The sequence below is a fragment of the Microbacterium sp. NPDC090007 genome (assembly GCF_044748345.1).
In the GTDB taxonomy this organism is placed as follows: domain Bacteria; phylum Actinomycetota; class Actinomycetes; order Actinomycetales; family Microbacteriaceae; genus Microbacterium.
In genome coordinates this window covers 559,867-572,654 of sequence record NZ_JBIVFV010000001.1, presented here as the reverse complement: position 1 = coordinate 572,654, position 12,788 = coordinate 559,867, and the positions used below count along the sequence as shown (strand labels likewise).

Annotated in this window: 15 protein-coding genes; 9 read left to right on the top strand and 6 right to left on the bottom strand. The window is 69.6% G+C overall.

Annotation, left to right across the window (positions count from 1 at the left end; genetic code table 11):
- Positions 1–21: 21 nt before the first annotated feature.
- Entirely contained in the window at positions 22–2,085 is a 2,064-nt protein-coding gene (locus ACIPVB_RS02645; RefSeq protein WP_400366717.1) for a bifunctional lysylphosphatidylglycerol flippase/synthetase MprF, read from the top strand.
- A 56-nt stretch (positions 2,086–2,141) separates the two neighbouring features.
- Here ACIPVB_RS02645 and ACIPVB_RS02640 read toward each other — a convergent pair whose 3' ends face one another.
- Positions 2,142–2,348 (bottom strand): cold-shock protein, encoded by a 207-nt coding sequence (locus ACIPVB_RS02640; RefSeq protein WP_056225145.1) that lies wholly within the window; start codon positions 2,346–2,348, stop codon positions 2,142–2,144.
- Between the two features lie 320 nt (positions 2,349–2,668).
- Between ACIPVB_RS02640 and ACIPVB_RS02635 the strand changes: the two genes are divergently transcribed.
- The gene (locus ACIPVB_RS02635) at positions 2,669–3,316 is read left to right on the top strand and encodes a GntR family transcriptional regulator (RefSeq protein ID WP_400366715.1); all 648 of its coding nucleotides are present in this window, start codon (positions 2,669–2,671) and stop codon (positions 3,314–3,316) included.
- A 9-nt stretch (positions 3,317–3,325) separates the two neighbouring features.
- On the top strand, positions 3,326–3,754 hold the full coding sequence (locus ACIPVB_RS02630; protein WP_400366713.1) for a GNAT family N-acetyltransferase: 429 nt from the start codon (positions 3,326–3,328) through the stop codon (positions 3,752–3,754).
- Positions 3,755–3,879: 125 nt separating this feature from the next.
- On the opposite strand, the gene ACIPVB_RS02625 is transcribed toward ACIPVB_RS02630, so the two are convergent.
- Both ACIPVB_RS02625 and ACIPVB_RS02620 read right to left on the bottom strand, forming a co-directional pair.
- Positions 3,880–4,749, bottom strand: coding sequence for a CHAD domain-containing protein (locus ACIPVB_RS02625; protein WP_400366712.1), 870 nt, complete (start codon positions 4,747–4,749; stop codon positions 3,880–3,882).
- A 108-nt stretch (positions 4,750–4,857) separates the two neighbouring features.
- On the bottom strand, positions 4,858–5,124 hold the full coding sequence (locus ACIPVB_RS02620) for a GlsB/YeaQ/YmgE family stress response membrane protein (protein ID WP_400366711.1): 267 nt from the start codon (positions 5,122–5,124) through the stop codon (positions 4,858–4,860).
- 509 nt (positions 5,125–5,633) lie between these two features.
- Here ACIPVB_RS02620 and ACIPVB_RS02615 point away from each other — a divergent pair.
- From ACIPVB_RS02615 to ACIPVB_RS02595, 5 genes are all read left to right on the top strand, one after another.
- Positions 5,634–6,539: a fumarylacetoacetate hydrolase family protein gene (locus tag ACIPVB_RS02615; RefSeq protein WP_400366709.1), complete on the top strand. Its 906-nt coding sequence runs from the start codon at positions 5,634–5,636 to the stop codon at positions 6,537–6,539.
- Positions 6,536–7,294 (top strand): SDR family NAD(P)-dependent oxidoreductase, encoded by a 759-nt coding sequence (locus ACIPVB_RS02610; protein ID WP_400366707.1) that lies wholly within the window; start codon positions 6,536–6,538, stop codon positions 7,292–7,294. Before ACIPVB_RS02615 ends, ACIPVB_RS02610 begins: the two co-directional genes overlap by 4 nt.
- A 95-nt stretch (positions 7,295–7,389) precedes the next feature.
- Entirely contained in the window at positions 7,390–8,421 is a 1,032-nt protein-coding gene (locus ACIPVB_RS02605) for a zinc-binding dehydrogenase (RefSeq protein WP_400366705.1), read from the top strand.
- Complete coding sequence (locus tag ACIPVB_RS02600) at positions 8,418–9,179, top strand: SDR family oxidoreductase (RefSeq protein ID WP_400366704.1); 762 nt, start codon at positions 8,418–8,420, stop codon at positions 9,177–9,179. The genes ACIPVB_RS02605 and ACIPVB_RS02600 overlap by 4 nt, the downstream gene beginning before the upstream one ends.
- Positions 9,176–9,826, top strand: coding sequence for a bifunctional 4-hydroxy-2-oxoglutarate aldolase/2-dehydro-3-deoxy-phosphogluconate aldolase (locus ACIPVB_RS02595; protein ID WP_400366702.1), 651 nt, complete (start codon positions 9,176–9,178; stop codon positions 9,824–9,826). The genes ACIPVB_RS02600 and ACIPVB_RS02595 overlap by 4 nt, the downstream gene beginning before the upstream one ends.
- On the opposite strand, the gene ACIPVB_RS02590 is transcribed toward ACIPVB_RS02595, so the two are convergent.
- Positions 9,823–10,671, bottom strand: coding sequence for an amidohydrolase family protein (locus tag ACIPVB_RS02590; RefSeq protein WP_400366701.1), 849 nt, complete (start codon positions 10,669–10,671; stop codon positions 9,823–9,825). The genes ACIPVB_RS02595 and ACIPVB_RS02590 overlap by 4 nt on opposite strands.
- The gene (locus ACIPVB_RS02585) at positions 10,668–11,657 is read right to left on the bottom strand and encodes an aldo/keto reductase (protein ID WP_400366699.1); all 990 of its coding nucleotides are present in this window, start codon (positions 11,655–11,657) and stop codon (positions 10,668–10,670) included. The genes ACIPVB_RS02590 and ACIPVB_RS02585 overlap by 4 nt, the downstream gene beginning before the upstream one ends.
- 40 nt (positions 11,658–11,697) lie before the next feature.
- Between ACIPVB_RS02585 and ACIPVB_RS02580 the strand changes: the two genes are divergently transcribed.
- Entirely contained in the window at positions 11,698–12,027 is a 330-nt protein-coding gene (locus tag ACIPVB_RS02580) for an L-rhamnose mutarotase (protein WP_400366698.1), read from the top strand.
- On the opposite strand, the gene ACIPVB_RS02575 is transcribed toward ACIPVB_RS02580, so the two are convergent.
- Positions 12,028–12,786 carry a FadR/GntR family transcriptional regulator gene (locus tag ACIPVB_RS02575; RefSeq protein ID WP_400366697.1) on the bottom strand — a complete coding sequence of 253 codons (759 nt, stop codon included), beginning with the start codon at positions 12,784–12,786 and terminating at the stop codon, positions 12,028–12,030. It abuts the gene before it with no gap.
- Positions 12,787–12,788: the final 2 nt, after the last annotated feature.

The window sequence follows — 12,788 nt, the reverse complement described above, 5'->3', positions numbered from 1 at the left end:
GCGTGCCCTATCGTGAGCGGCATGGGGCACGACAGCACGACGACCCGGCTTCGGACGCTCGCCCGACGCGTCCCGGTCACCCTGGGACTCACCGGCGTCCTGCTCGTGGTCGGTGTGGTCTCGCAGGGCCTGTGGACGCCGTTCGAGCGGTCCGATGCCTTCTCCCAGGTCGCCTACGGCCTGCCGGCCTTCGAAGCGGGGCGGTGGTGGACCCCTCTCACCGGGACGTTCTTCGTGTCGAAGCCCTGGGTGTATCTCGCGGGCGTCCCGGCGCTGGTCGGCATGGGGTATCTGGAGCACCGCCGCGGTTCGCGAGCGACCGCAGCCTTCTTCGCCATCGGCCAGCTCTTCTCCGTGATCGCGGCGGCCGGCGTGCTCTGGGTCGGCGCCTCACTGCCGTGGTCCTGGGCGCAGGAGCAGGCCACGGTGCTGGACGTCGGGCCCTCGGGCGGGGTGCTGGCCTGCGTCGCGGGTGCCGTGGCGCTCCTCCCATCGCCCTGGCGTCTGCGCGCGTGGACGGCACTGATCGCCGTCCTGTCCGTGACGTTCGTCTACTACGGCTCGCTCCCCGACCTCGAGCACGTTCTGGCCGTCGGCCTCGTCCTGGCGGTCGGTCGGTCGTTGCGTCCGCAGCGGGTGAGCGTACGCGAGCAGCGGATGCTCGCCTTCGCCATCGTGTGCGCGCTGGGGGCGATCGAGATCCTCGGCTACGTCGCACCCATGACGGGCCCGTTCGGCTACTCCGCCGCGACCTCCGGATCGTGGATCGACGTGGCCGTCAACACCGCGATCGTGCTGGCCGTCGCGACCGCGCTGCGCCGGGGGCGCCGGTGGGCGTGGATCGTGGTGCTGGTGTACAGCGCGCTCAACCTCGTCCTGGTCGTCCTGCTCATCGGCATCCTGATCCTGGTCGGCGTGATGGATCTCGAGGGCGATGTGAACGTCGATGTCACCAGCATCGCGGCCTCGTCCCTGCTGTGGGTGCTGGCGTCGGTGTATTTCGTGCTCGTGCGGGCGGCATTCCGCGCGCGTCCCCGGGCCGCCCTCGGCGACGCTCCCGCGCCGACGGTCGAAGAGGTGCGCGCGGAGCTTCGGGCGACCGGCGGCGGGACCCTGTCCTGGATGACGACGTGGGAGGGCATGTCGTACGCGCGGTTCGGACGCGGGATCGTCGCCTATCAGCGCCGCTCCGGAGTCGCCCTCGTCCTCGCCGATCCGCTCGGCCCCGTCGACGCGCGCGCGGAGACCGCGCGCGCCTTCGTCCGCGGTTCCGAGGCGGCGGGACTCGCGCCGTGCTTCTTCAGCGCCGGAGCCCACACCCGCGACGCTGTGCCCGAAGGCTGGCGCGCCATCGTCGTCGCCGACGACACCGTGGTCGATCTGCCCGGTCTGCAGTTCACGGGTAAGGCGTGGGGAGCCGTACGCACCTCGCTCAACCGCGCCCAGCGCGAGGGCATGACCTTCCGCCTGTCGCGATGGGACGATGAGACCTGGGGTGTGCGCCAACAGTTGCGGGCGATCTCCGAGAGCTGGGTCGGCGACAAGGGGCTGCCCGAGATGGGCTTCACCCTCGGCACCCTCCACGAGGCGGCGGACCCCGAGGTGCGGCTCGCCCTCGCGATCTCGCCGGACGGCGACGTCGACGGCTTCCTGTCGTGGCTGCCCGTGTACGGCGAGGACGGCGTGCGCGGGTGGACGCTGGACCTGATGCGCCGGCGCGACGGCGGGTTCGGTCCCGTCATGGAGTACCTCATCGGCTCCTCGGCCCAGCAGTTCTCGGCGGAGGGGGCGCAGGTCATGTCGCTGTCGGGTGCGCCGCTGGCGCACGAGTATCCCCCGGATGCCGGGGTCATCGCCGATCTGCAGCAGCGGATGGCCGCGATGCTCGAACCGGTCTACGGCTTCGCCTCGCTGCACCGCTTCAAGCAGAAGTTCCATCCGCGTTACGAGACCATGTACCTGCTCTACCGCGACGAGGCCGATCTCACCCGCATCGGTGCCGCCCTCACACGTGCCTTCCTGCCGCACGCGACTCTGCGACAGTTCGCCGCGGCGGGCAGGGACCTCGTCCGCCACGAACGATGAAACCCCGGCGCATCGTGGATGCGCCGGGGTTCGTGCCGAGTGGTCTCGGCGGAGGATCAGAGGGGGCGGATGTTCTCGGCCTGCAGGCCCTTGGGGCCCTGTGCGACCTCGAACTCGACGCGCTGGTTCTCTTCGAGCGAGCGATAGCCACCGGACTGGATCGCGCTGTAGTGCGCGAAGACGTCCTGGCTGCCGTCATCGGGAGCGATGAAGCCGAAGCCCTTCTCCGAGTTGAACCACTTGACCGTGCCCTGCGTGCTCATGGTGATGCCGTTTTCCGCTTGAGCCGGCACCGTGCGCACCGGACTGTGAGGCAAAGGTAACGGTCATGGCCCGCGCGCGCACGACTCCGTGACACAAACGTTGCGTCCGGCGAGGCGGACGGCGAAAGAGACCGAGCCCATACGACGCCCGGGCTGAGCAGAGCTCGAAGCCCGGGCGTCGACGGATCCCCCCGGATATGTCACGCGAGGCGTGACGGCGATCACTTTACCGTCGCCGGACGCCGCGCGCGACACGAATCGGAAGAATATGTCGATTGTGTCCAGGTTCTGTGATATCCGATGGACGTAAACTCCGCGTGATGGATGGTCGGCGTCGCGCTTCGGCCCTCGTCGACGATGCGTACCGGCAGCTCGGCGAGGCGATCGTCGACGGCCGCCTGCAGCCGGGTGACCGCCTGCGCGACGTCGAGCTGGCGGCTCTCATGGGCATCTCCCGCACGCCCGTGCGCGAGGCACTGCAGAGGCTCGAACGCATCGGACTCGTCGAGGTCGCCGCCAACCGATACACACGCGTGGCCGCGCTGAGCGACCGCGCCCGCCGCGACATGCGCGAGTACGCCGCGCACACCATCGGCGGGGCGCTGCGCGTCGCCGTCTTCCGCGCCTCCGAGGATGATCTCGTCGAGGCCGCCCGACGCCTCGACCTCATGCGCGACGCCTCGACGTCCGCCGCCTACGTCGACGCGATCCTCGCCCTCTACGCGCACGTGGTGCAGGCCTCCGGGAACGTCGTGTTCGCCAAAGCCCTGTCCCAGACCGACCTCGTGCTGCGCCGCAACCTCGAGGGGTGGCAGGGCGTGGACGACGACACCAGGATCCCGCTCTTCGCCGCCCTGCGATCCCAGATCCTCTCCCGTGACGCCAATGCAGCGACGTGGAGTTTCCTCTCCCTGCACGGTTTCGCGTGGTCGCGCAAGGACGAGGACGACGACACGGCATCCCGTTAGCGTGACCGCATGCCCCGCACCGAGCTGCACGACCTTCGAAACGACGACCGGGATGCCGCCTACGAGGCGGTCCGGGCCAGCCGGTCCGCGTGGCCCCGAGCCGCGTTCGCCGATCGTGCGCGCTTCGACGACTGGACGAGGCGTGACGACGTGTCAGCCTGGGTGGTCGGATCCGACGATGACATCGTCGGTGTCGCCGCCGCGATGGATGTCGACGGCGACCGTGAGATCCTCCTCGCCGTCTCGCCGTCCGCCGACGACGATGCCACCACCGATGCACTGCGGCTTCTGACCGCGCGCGAGCCCGAGCGGCCGCTGTACGCCTGCGTCGCGGCCGACGACCAGCCTTCGCACGACGTCCTCGCCCGGATCGGTTTCGTCGAGCATCGCCGCGACGGCGACGACGTCGTCTATGTGCTGCCGCCGACGCTGGAGTGACGCGGAGCCGCCGAGCGGCGATCTTAGACGGACGCACGCGACGGTCCGCGGCGCCATCCGCCGTCCGTTCGAAGGAGCTGCCGTATCCTCCTCGATCGCGGCTCCCGGGTCCGAGCCGCGAGGGGTCACCCCATCTTCTTCGCGGCCGCGCGCACCTTCTTCAGCGCCTTCGGCACCCGTTCGAGGTGCGCGTCGGCACGGATCTGTGCGTGACGGGCGATCTCGTCATAAGGAGCCGTCGCCTCCTGCGCGGTGAAGGCCCGGCGATGCGTCTCGACGGCGCGCTCGGCGAGCAGCAGATCGTCGCGGTGTTCCCCCAGCAGCGTGTGGACCCGCTTCGCTGCCCGTCCGAGTCGGCGATTGTCGCCACCGAGCATCGAGGCGTCGGCGGCGTTCACGGCCTCTGAGAGGTACCGAAGCCGACGGGCGGCCTTGCGCACGTCGTGCAGGCGGTCGAGCGAGCCATCGGAACGTCGCGCTGCACGCGCGAGTCGATCGACGTCGCGCCGCAGCAGACGCCGGAAGGTCTTCTTCGCCGCGGCATCGTCGAGATCGATGCGAAGACCCGCCTCGCGGATCAGCTGCCGTCGCGCGACCCCCGCCGGCGTCTCGTGCGCTTCGACGACGCGCGCGTGCAGGTGGCGGTATTCGGCGCGCTCGTCGCCGACCAGGCGACGCCGGGCGTCGGCGTCGTCGATGCCCAGCTCCGCCATCACCGCTTCCGCGCGCTCGGCGCGCACCTCGGCGTCGCGGGCCTCTCCGAGCACCTGGCCCCAGGGCTTCAGCGTCGCCCGGGTCTCGGCGAGGACGGTGTCGTCGGAGAGCCGTTCCAGGGACGACAGGATGGAACGCAGACGGCGCACCCGCGTGCGATGTGCGTGCACGCCGTCGGGTTCGTCGCGCAGGGCGCCCGGCTCGGTGCTCTCGACATCGGCCGATGCTTTCTGAACGATGCGGCGGGCGAGGGTCTGAGCGGTGATCGTGTGGCGGGACATCCCGTCACGCTAGAGCGCTCCGCACGCCGGCACGCCGGGGTTGACGTCCCCGCGAACGCGAAAAGGCCCGGGGCGCGGTCCAACCGCCCCGGGCCTTCTCGACCGATGTCAGCGCGCGGCGCGACGACCCACGATGAGGCCGTAGATCAGCAGGACGATGATCGATCCACCGATCGCCAGCAGCCACGTCTGCAGCGAGAAGAAGTCCTGGAGAGGAGCGTTGAAGAGCAGGCTGCCCAGGAACCCGCCGAGCAGAGCACCGACGACACCGAGCACGAGGGTGATGATCCAGCCGCCGCCCTGCTTGCCGGGGAGGATCAGTTTGGCGATGGCGCCGGCGATGAGGCCGAGGAGGAGAAATCCGAAGAATCCCATTGTTGTGTTCCTTTCAGCGAGTATGAACCGATGCCCGCTCGAGGCGGGACTCTCGTTGCATCCAGCTTCCTCCCAGCTAGGGGAAACGACAGGTGGGTTGCATCCGGCGGAAAATTCTGGGAGGGGCCCATGTCCGAGCCCATCCGCGTGCCACCGCAGCTGCGACTCCCGAGCTCGCGGTCGGCGGGAGACGCCTCGCGTCACTGCCCGTTTCCGCTCAGCCCGTGCGCGGAACAGTTCGGGCGCGGGCCGACGAATGACACCTCTGTAGTTTCGTAGCTATCACCGATCCGCGCGGTTCTACACATCCCCCTGCACAGATCCCCGGGCCTTTCCCACAGTTGTCCACAGAGTTATCCACACTGTGAACAAGCGTCATTCGTCCCTGCGTGCCGCGGCGGTCACTGCGACGAAGAAGCGCTCTCCGTGAAACATATGACGTAGTACTCTGGCGGACGTCGGCATCGACGCCTCCGCGATGCCCCGCGCATTCCGCATCGAGGAGACCCATGACCGCTGCAGCGTCGACCATCCCGGACCCCCGCCTCGCTTTCGCGCGCATCGGTGCGCGCGGTCGGGAACGACCCCACCTCCGAGCGGGTGGCTCGCTGCACGACCTCTCGGCTCTGACCCCCGACATCACGGGCGCCTGGCTGGCGGCGGGAGGGATGACCGAGGCGGTGGAGGCATGGCGAGCCGGCGCTCTCCCGGTCTCGACGTCCTCCGCCGAGAGATGGGGCGCCCCGGTGGCTACCCCCGGCAAGATCGTCTGCGTCGGATTGAACTATCGAGACCACGCCGAAGAGACCGGCGCCGCCCTGCCGAGCGAACCCGTCGTCTTCATGAAGGACCCGTCCACGATCATCGGGCCCTTCGACGACATCCACATCCCGCGCGCGTCGGTCAAAACTGACTGGGAGGTCGAGCTCGGCGTCGTCATCGGAGCCGAAGCCCGGTATCTCTCCTCCCCCGCCTCCGCCGCATCGCACATCGCCGGGTACGTCGTCTCGCACGACGTCTCGGAGCGGGAGTTCCAGCTCGAGCGCGGAGGCCAATGGGACAAGGGCAAGAGTTGTGAGACGTTCAACCCGCTGGGCCCCTGGTTGGTACCCGCCTCCGAGGTGCCCGATCCGCAGGAGCTCGCCCTTCGCCTGTCGGTGAACGGCGCCGTCCGACAATCCGGATCGACGTCCCGCATGATCTTCGACGTCGCCCATGTGATCTGGTACCTGAGTCAGTTCATGGTCCTGCGGCCCGGGGATCTGATCAATACGGGAACCCCCGCCGGTGTGGCGATGGGGCTCCCCGACCAGCCCTATCTGCGCCCCGGCGACGTCGTGGAGTTGAGCATCGACGGACTGGGCACGGCGCGGCAGACGGTCGTCGACGCCCCCCTGGGTGAAGGGGACCGATGATGATTCCCCAGGACCACGCCGGCCTCATCGCCGTCGTCACCGGCGGTGCGTCGGGTATCGGTCGGGCGACCGTTCACGAGCTCGCCGCACGGGGCGCACGCGTCGCATCCCTGGACGTCGACACCCCCGACCTCGGATCCGACGCGGTCTCGCTGACGTGCGACATCACCGACCGTCGATCCGTCGACGCCGCCCTCGCACGCGTGCACGAACTCTTCGGCGGACTCGACGTGCTCGTCAACAACGCGGGCGTCAGCGCCATCGGCACCGTGTCGGCCAACGACGACGACCAGTGGCTGCGCGTCCTGGACGTCAACGTCGTCGGGGTGGCGCGCGTCACGCGCGCCGCCCTCCCGCTGCTGCGCCGTTCTCCGGCGGCGTCCGTCGTGAACCTCGGCTCGATCGCCGCCGTGAACGGTCTCCCGGAGCGCGCGCTGTACTCGGCGTCGAAGGGCGCGGTCCACGCTCTGACGCTGGCCCTCGCGACCGACCATGTCCGCGAGGGCATCCGGGTGAACTGCGTGGCCCCGGGCACGGTCGACACCCCCTTCGTGGAACGGATGCTGCAGGGCTTCGCCGACCCCGTCGCCGAGCGTGCGGCGCTCGACGCGCGTCAGGCCACCGGACGCATGGTGACCTCCGAAGAGGTCGCCTCGGCGGTGGCGTTCATCGCCGGACCGGCCGCGGCATCCATCACGGGCTCCTGCCTGCTCGTGGACGGCGGGGTGACCGCACTCCGCGTGCGGCCGCTGTAACGGGGCTTTCCGGGGTCAAACATCATATGTACGATGTAGGAGCGCTGTCGCCGAGGGGCCACGGCGCCTCCCCATCGCCCACCATCGGAGGCAACATGCGCGCTGCTGCGTATCTCGGAGACGGCTCCGTGGCCGTCACCACTCTTCCCCCCACCCCGCCCGCTGTCGACCAGGTCGTCATCGACGTCGCCTACGTCGGGGTCTGCGGCACCGACCTGCACATCATCCACGGCTCGATGGACGCGCGGGTCAGTCGCCCCCTGGTCTTCGGTCACGAGATGAGCGGGACGATCCGCGAGGTCGGGGCGGGGGTGAGCGGGTGGAGCGCGGGCGACAGCGTGACCGTCATGCCGCTGGACTGGGACGGCACCTGCCCCGCGTGCCGTCACGGACACGAGCACATCTGCCAGAACCTCACCTTCATCGGTATCGACAGCCCCGGCGCCCTGCAGCAGTCCTGGACCGTCCCGGCGTCCACCCTCGTGGCGATCCCCCCGACGCTGTCTCTGCGCACCGCCGCGTTGATCGAGCCCGTGGCCGTCGCCGTCCACGACGTCCGGCGGTCGGAGCTGCGCGCCGGCGATCGGGCGGTCGTCATCGGCGGGGGGCCCATCGGCGTGCTCATCGCCTCGGTCGCGCGCCAGGCCGGCGCAGAGGTCGTCGTCCTCGAGTTGGATGCCGGACGACGGGAGTTCATCGAACGCCTCGGCTTCGCCACCGTCGACCCGTCGAGCGTGGACGCGGTCGCCTGGGTCGAGGACTGGACCTCCGGGGCCGGCGCGGACGTCGTCTTCGAGGTCTCGGGGGCCGCGGCTGCCGTGCGCTCCGCCACGGCCCTCGCCCGCGTGCGGGGGACGGTCGTGATCGTCGCCATCCACCCGACCCCGCGAGAGATCGACCTCCAGCGCGTCTTCTGGCGGGAACTCCGTCTCCTGGGCGCCCGCGTCTACCAGCGCATCGACTTCGAACGGGCCATCGAGCTGCTCGACCGACAGGTGATCGACGCCGAGGCGATCATCACCTCCGTGCACCCCCTCACCGCCGTCGACGCGGCCCTGCGAGAGCTCGAAGGCGGTCAGGCACTCAAGGTGCTCATCGACGTCCAGAGCGAGGGGGTGTCCGCATGAGCCACCCGTCCTTCGACCTCACCGGCGTGACGGCGGCGGTCACCGGCGCCTCGCGCGGGATCGGACTCGCCATGGCGGACGCCCTGGCCGGAGCCGGAGCCGACGTGATCGCCGTCGCGTCCTCGCCCTTCCTGCGCGACAGCCCCGCGGAACGAGCCGTGACGGCCCACGGGCGCGCCTTCACCGGCTTGCACGCCGATTTCTCGGACGTGGCCGCCGTCTCGGCCCTCGGCGACCGACTCGCGGACGCGGGCATCACGGTACTGGTGAACAATGCGGGCACCATCGAACGCGCCCCGGCGGCGGTCCACCCCGTCGAGTCGTGGAACCGCGTACTCGCCGTCGATCTGACCAGCCATTTCGTCCTCACGCAGAAGGTGGGCGCACGCATGCTCGACAAGGGGTATGGCAAGGTCATCTTCACGGCGAGCCTGTTGAGCTTTCAGGGCGGCATCAACGTCCCCGGTTACGCGGCGGCGAAGTCGGGCATCGCGGGGCTCACCCACGCCCTCAGCAACGAGTGGGTCGGGCAGGGCGTGACGGTGAACGCGATCGCGCCCGGTTACATCGCGACCGACAACACGCAGGCCCTGCAAGACGACCCGGATCGATCCCGCAGCATCCTGGACCGCATTCCGGCGGGCCGATGGGGGCGCCCGGCCGACCTGGGCGGCGCGACGGTGTTCCTGGCCTCTCCCGCCTCGGACTACGTCTCGGGTGTGGTCCTGCCCGTCGACGGAGGGTGGCTGGCACGATGAGCTCCCCCTTCGCCGACGTCGCCATCGTCCCGGTCCTGACCGCCCCCACGGCGAGCGCGGCCGTCATCGCCGGTCGTGCCCTGCAGCGGGCGGGCATCACCTGCGTCGAGGTCACATTGCGCACGGCCGCCGGCGTCGATGCCATCGCCGCGCTCTCGGAGCACACGAATCTCTTCGTCGGTGCGGGCACGGTGCTGCGTCCCGCTGAGGTCGACGCCGTGGCCGAAGCGGGCGCACGGTTCGTCGTCAGCCCCGGCCTCGACGAACGTGTCGTCGAAGCCACCCGCCGACACGGCCTGCATCCGCTACCGGGGGTGGCGACGGCATCCGAGGTGCAGAGAGCGGTGGGTCTCGGACTGTCGACGGTGAAGTTCTTCCCCGCCGACCGGCTCGGCGGCCTCGAGACCATCAAGGCGCTGTCGGCGCCGTTCCGCGAGGTGCAGTTCGTCCCCAGCGGGGGGATCTCTCACCACAACCTCACCGCCTATCTGGCGCACGGCGCCGTCGCGGCCGTGAGCGGTTCCTGGGTGGCGCCGTCGGGTGCGGTCGCGGCCGAAGACGGGCAGGCGATCGAGACCGCCGCCACCACCGCCGTCGAGACGCTCGTGGCGGCCGGATTCCGCGTCCCGCTGCACCCCGAGAACTAGCGGAGGTCGTAGACGCGGGTCGCCGTACCGCCGAGTACGGCGGCCCGTTCGGTCTGCGTCAGGGAGCCCAGGGCGGTACCGACGGCATCCCACACGCGGTCGTAACCGCCGGCGAGGATCGCCAGCGGCCAATCTCCGCCGAACATCAACCGCTCCGGTCCGAAGATCTGCATCGCATCCTCGACGAAGGGGACGACCTGATCGACCGTCCAGGCATCCAGGGGTCCGACAGACGAGGACAGGCCCGAGACCTTCGCCGTCGTCTGCGGAGCCGATGCGATGTCGCGCAGACGCGCGGCCCACTCGGCGCGGTCGCGATCGGTTCCCCCCACGGGGGGTTTGCCGAGATGATCCAGCACGACGCGCACCGTGGGGTGCCGCTCCAAGGTGTAGGTCACCTCCCCGAGCTCTGCGTGGACGGAGGTCACCATGTCCAGGGGTACGGCGATGGATGCCAGATGGCCGATGTTCTCTTGCTGAGCCCGGCCGCGGATCCAATGCGGATCCGCCTTGACGTGGCTGAGGTTGCGGAGGCCGACGAATCGAGGTCGTCGTCGAAGACTCCCCATCTCGGCGGCGAAGTGTTCCGCGTCCGCGGAGAGGTCTGCCCACGCGACGACCCCCCGCACCCGTGGCGAGCGCGCCGCCTCGGCGAACATGTTCTCGGTGTCCGCGGCGGTGTCGTCGGCCTGGACCAGGACGACGCCGTCTATTCCGTGGGCGTCCAGGGCGGGGGCGAGATCTTCCACGGTGAAGGTGCGGTACAGCCGGGGGACCGTTTCGTTCGGCCAGGCGTAGTCGGCGGCGACGAGATCCCACACGTGCACATGGGCATCGATGATCATCGTTCGGCCGTCCGGGCGGCCTCGGCGAGCTCGTCGGCCCGTGCGTCGAGCCGTTCCCACAGGCCTTCGGGGATCTCGACGCGGGAGCGCTCGACTCCGCTGACCACATGGTCGGCGGTGCGCGCGCCTAGGACGACGCTGCGCACGGCCGGGTGGCGCAGGGCGAACTGCACGGCGACATCCGGCAGCTCGACCCCGGCGTCGCGACACAGCTCCGCCATGTCTCTCGCCCCCTGCAGCAGCTCCCGGGGCGCCGGGGAGTAGTTGAAGCGCGCGTCCTCGGGCACCACCGGGGTGCTGAGCAGACCGGAGTTGTAGACCCCCGCCGCCACGATGCTGACGCCGTACTCCAGAGCGGCGGGAAGCAGCTCTTCTTCCGCGGAGCGGTCCAGAAGGGTGTAGCGCCCCGCGATCATCACGACGTCGATGTCGCAGTGTCGGATGAACGCGGTGGGCATCTCGGCCTGGTTCATGCCCACGCCGATGGCATCGACGACGCCCTCCTCCTTCAGTTCTCTCAACGCTTCGATCCCGGTGGTCGATGCTGCATCCCAGTGATCGTCGGGATCGTGCAGGTAGGCGATGTCGATGTGGTCGACCCCGAGGCGCTGCAGGCTCTCCTCGACGGAACGCCGAATGCCGTCCCGGCTGAAGTCCCACTGGCGGCGGACGGTCGCGGGGACGATGAAACCGTCGTCGTCGAGGTGCCCGGCCCCCTCGGGATTGTCGACGAGCAGCCGGCCCACCTTCGTGGACAGGACGTACTCCTCTCGCGGCCTGTCTCCCAGGGCGCGCCCCATCCGGCGCTCTGAGAGCCCCAGACCGTAGTGCGGTGCGGTATCGAAGTACCGGATGCCGTTGTCCCACGCGATGTCGATGGCTGCCCGGGTCGCGTCATCCGTCGTCTCGCGGAAGAGGTTGCCGAACTGGGCGCCGCCGATGCCGAGAGGGGTGAGTCGGGCGGGGTCGAAGGGAAGGCGGGTCATTTCTCCTCTTTCCAATGAAATCATACGTACGATGTCTTTCATGACACAGGTTCGCCGAGCAGGTTCCGTCATCACTCTGCGCGAGGAAGCCATCGAGGAGTACGAGCGCTATCACAGCGCCGTGTGGTCCGACGTGCTGGCCGCCCTCACCCGCGCCCACATCCGCAACTACTCGATCTACCGGTATGGAACGTTGTTGTTCTCGTACTGGGAGTACGACGGCGAGGATTACGCCAGGGACCTCGCCTGGCTCGACACCGATCCGGTGTCGATCGAATGGGTGCGCATCATGCAGACCTTCCAGGTCTCGGTCCCCGAGGCGCGACCCGGACAGTGGCTCGAACTACCCGAGGTCTTCCACCTCGACTGATCACGGACTCAGGTGGTGCGCGCCGTCGGGGAGCCGGCGGCGTCGCCACGAGCCGAGGATGTGTTCCTCCATGGCCACCCGGGCGGCTTCATGATCGCCGGCCTCGATGCACGCGAAGACGCGCTCGTGCTCCTCGAGGGTGAGCCGGACGGCGTCCACCGGACCGTTGCCGTCCCACCTGCTGCTCTGGCGCGCGCGCACGAAGAGCGATCGCGCGATGGTGCCCGCGATCTGGTTTCGCGAGGCGGCCATGACGGCGAGGTGGAACTGCAGGTCGGCTTCGAGGAACGCGGCGTTGTCGGACGTCATCGTCCGCATCTGCTCGAGGTGCGACTCGATCTGCTCGATGTCGTCCGCGCGGTGCGCGTGGGCGACCTCGCTGGCCATCACACCCTCGAGGGATGCGCGGACGACGCTGACCTCGTCGAGGACGCCGAGGCTCTCGTCGTGGCGCACCAGGGCGTCGAACACGAGCGGGTCCAGGACGTTCCATTCGTGGTAGCTGCGCACCTGCGTCCCGCGCCCCTGGGCGACGACGACGAGACCCTTCTCCTGCATGCGCTTGACGCTCTCGCGGATCACGGTCCGGCTCACGCCGAACTCATCGCACAGCGCCTGCTCCGGCGGGAGGAAATCGCCTTCGGCCATCTCGCCCGTGACGATGAGCTCGACCAGATCCTGCAGCACTCGCGAACCGATCCGGTCGATCGGCACCCGGGGCACCGTCTCCTCGGTACCGTTCCGGCGAGATGGTGACATGA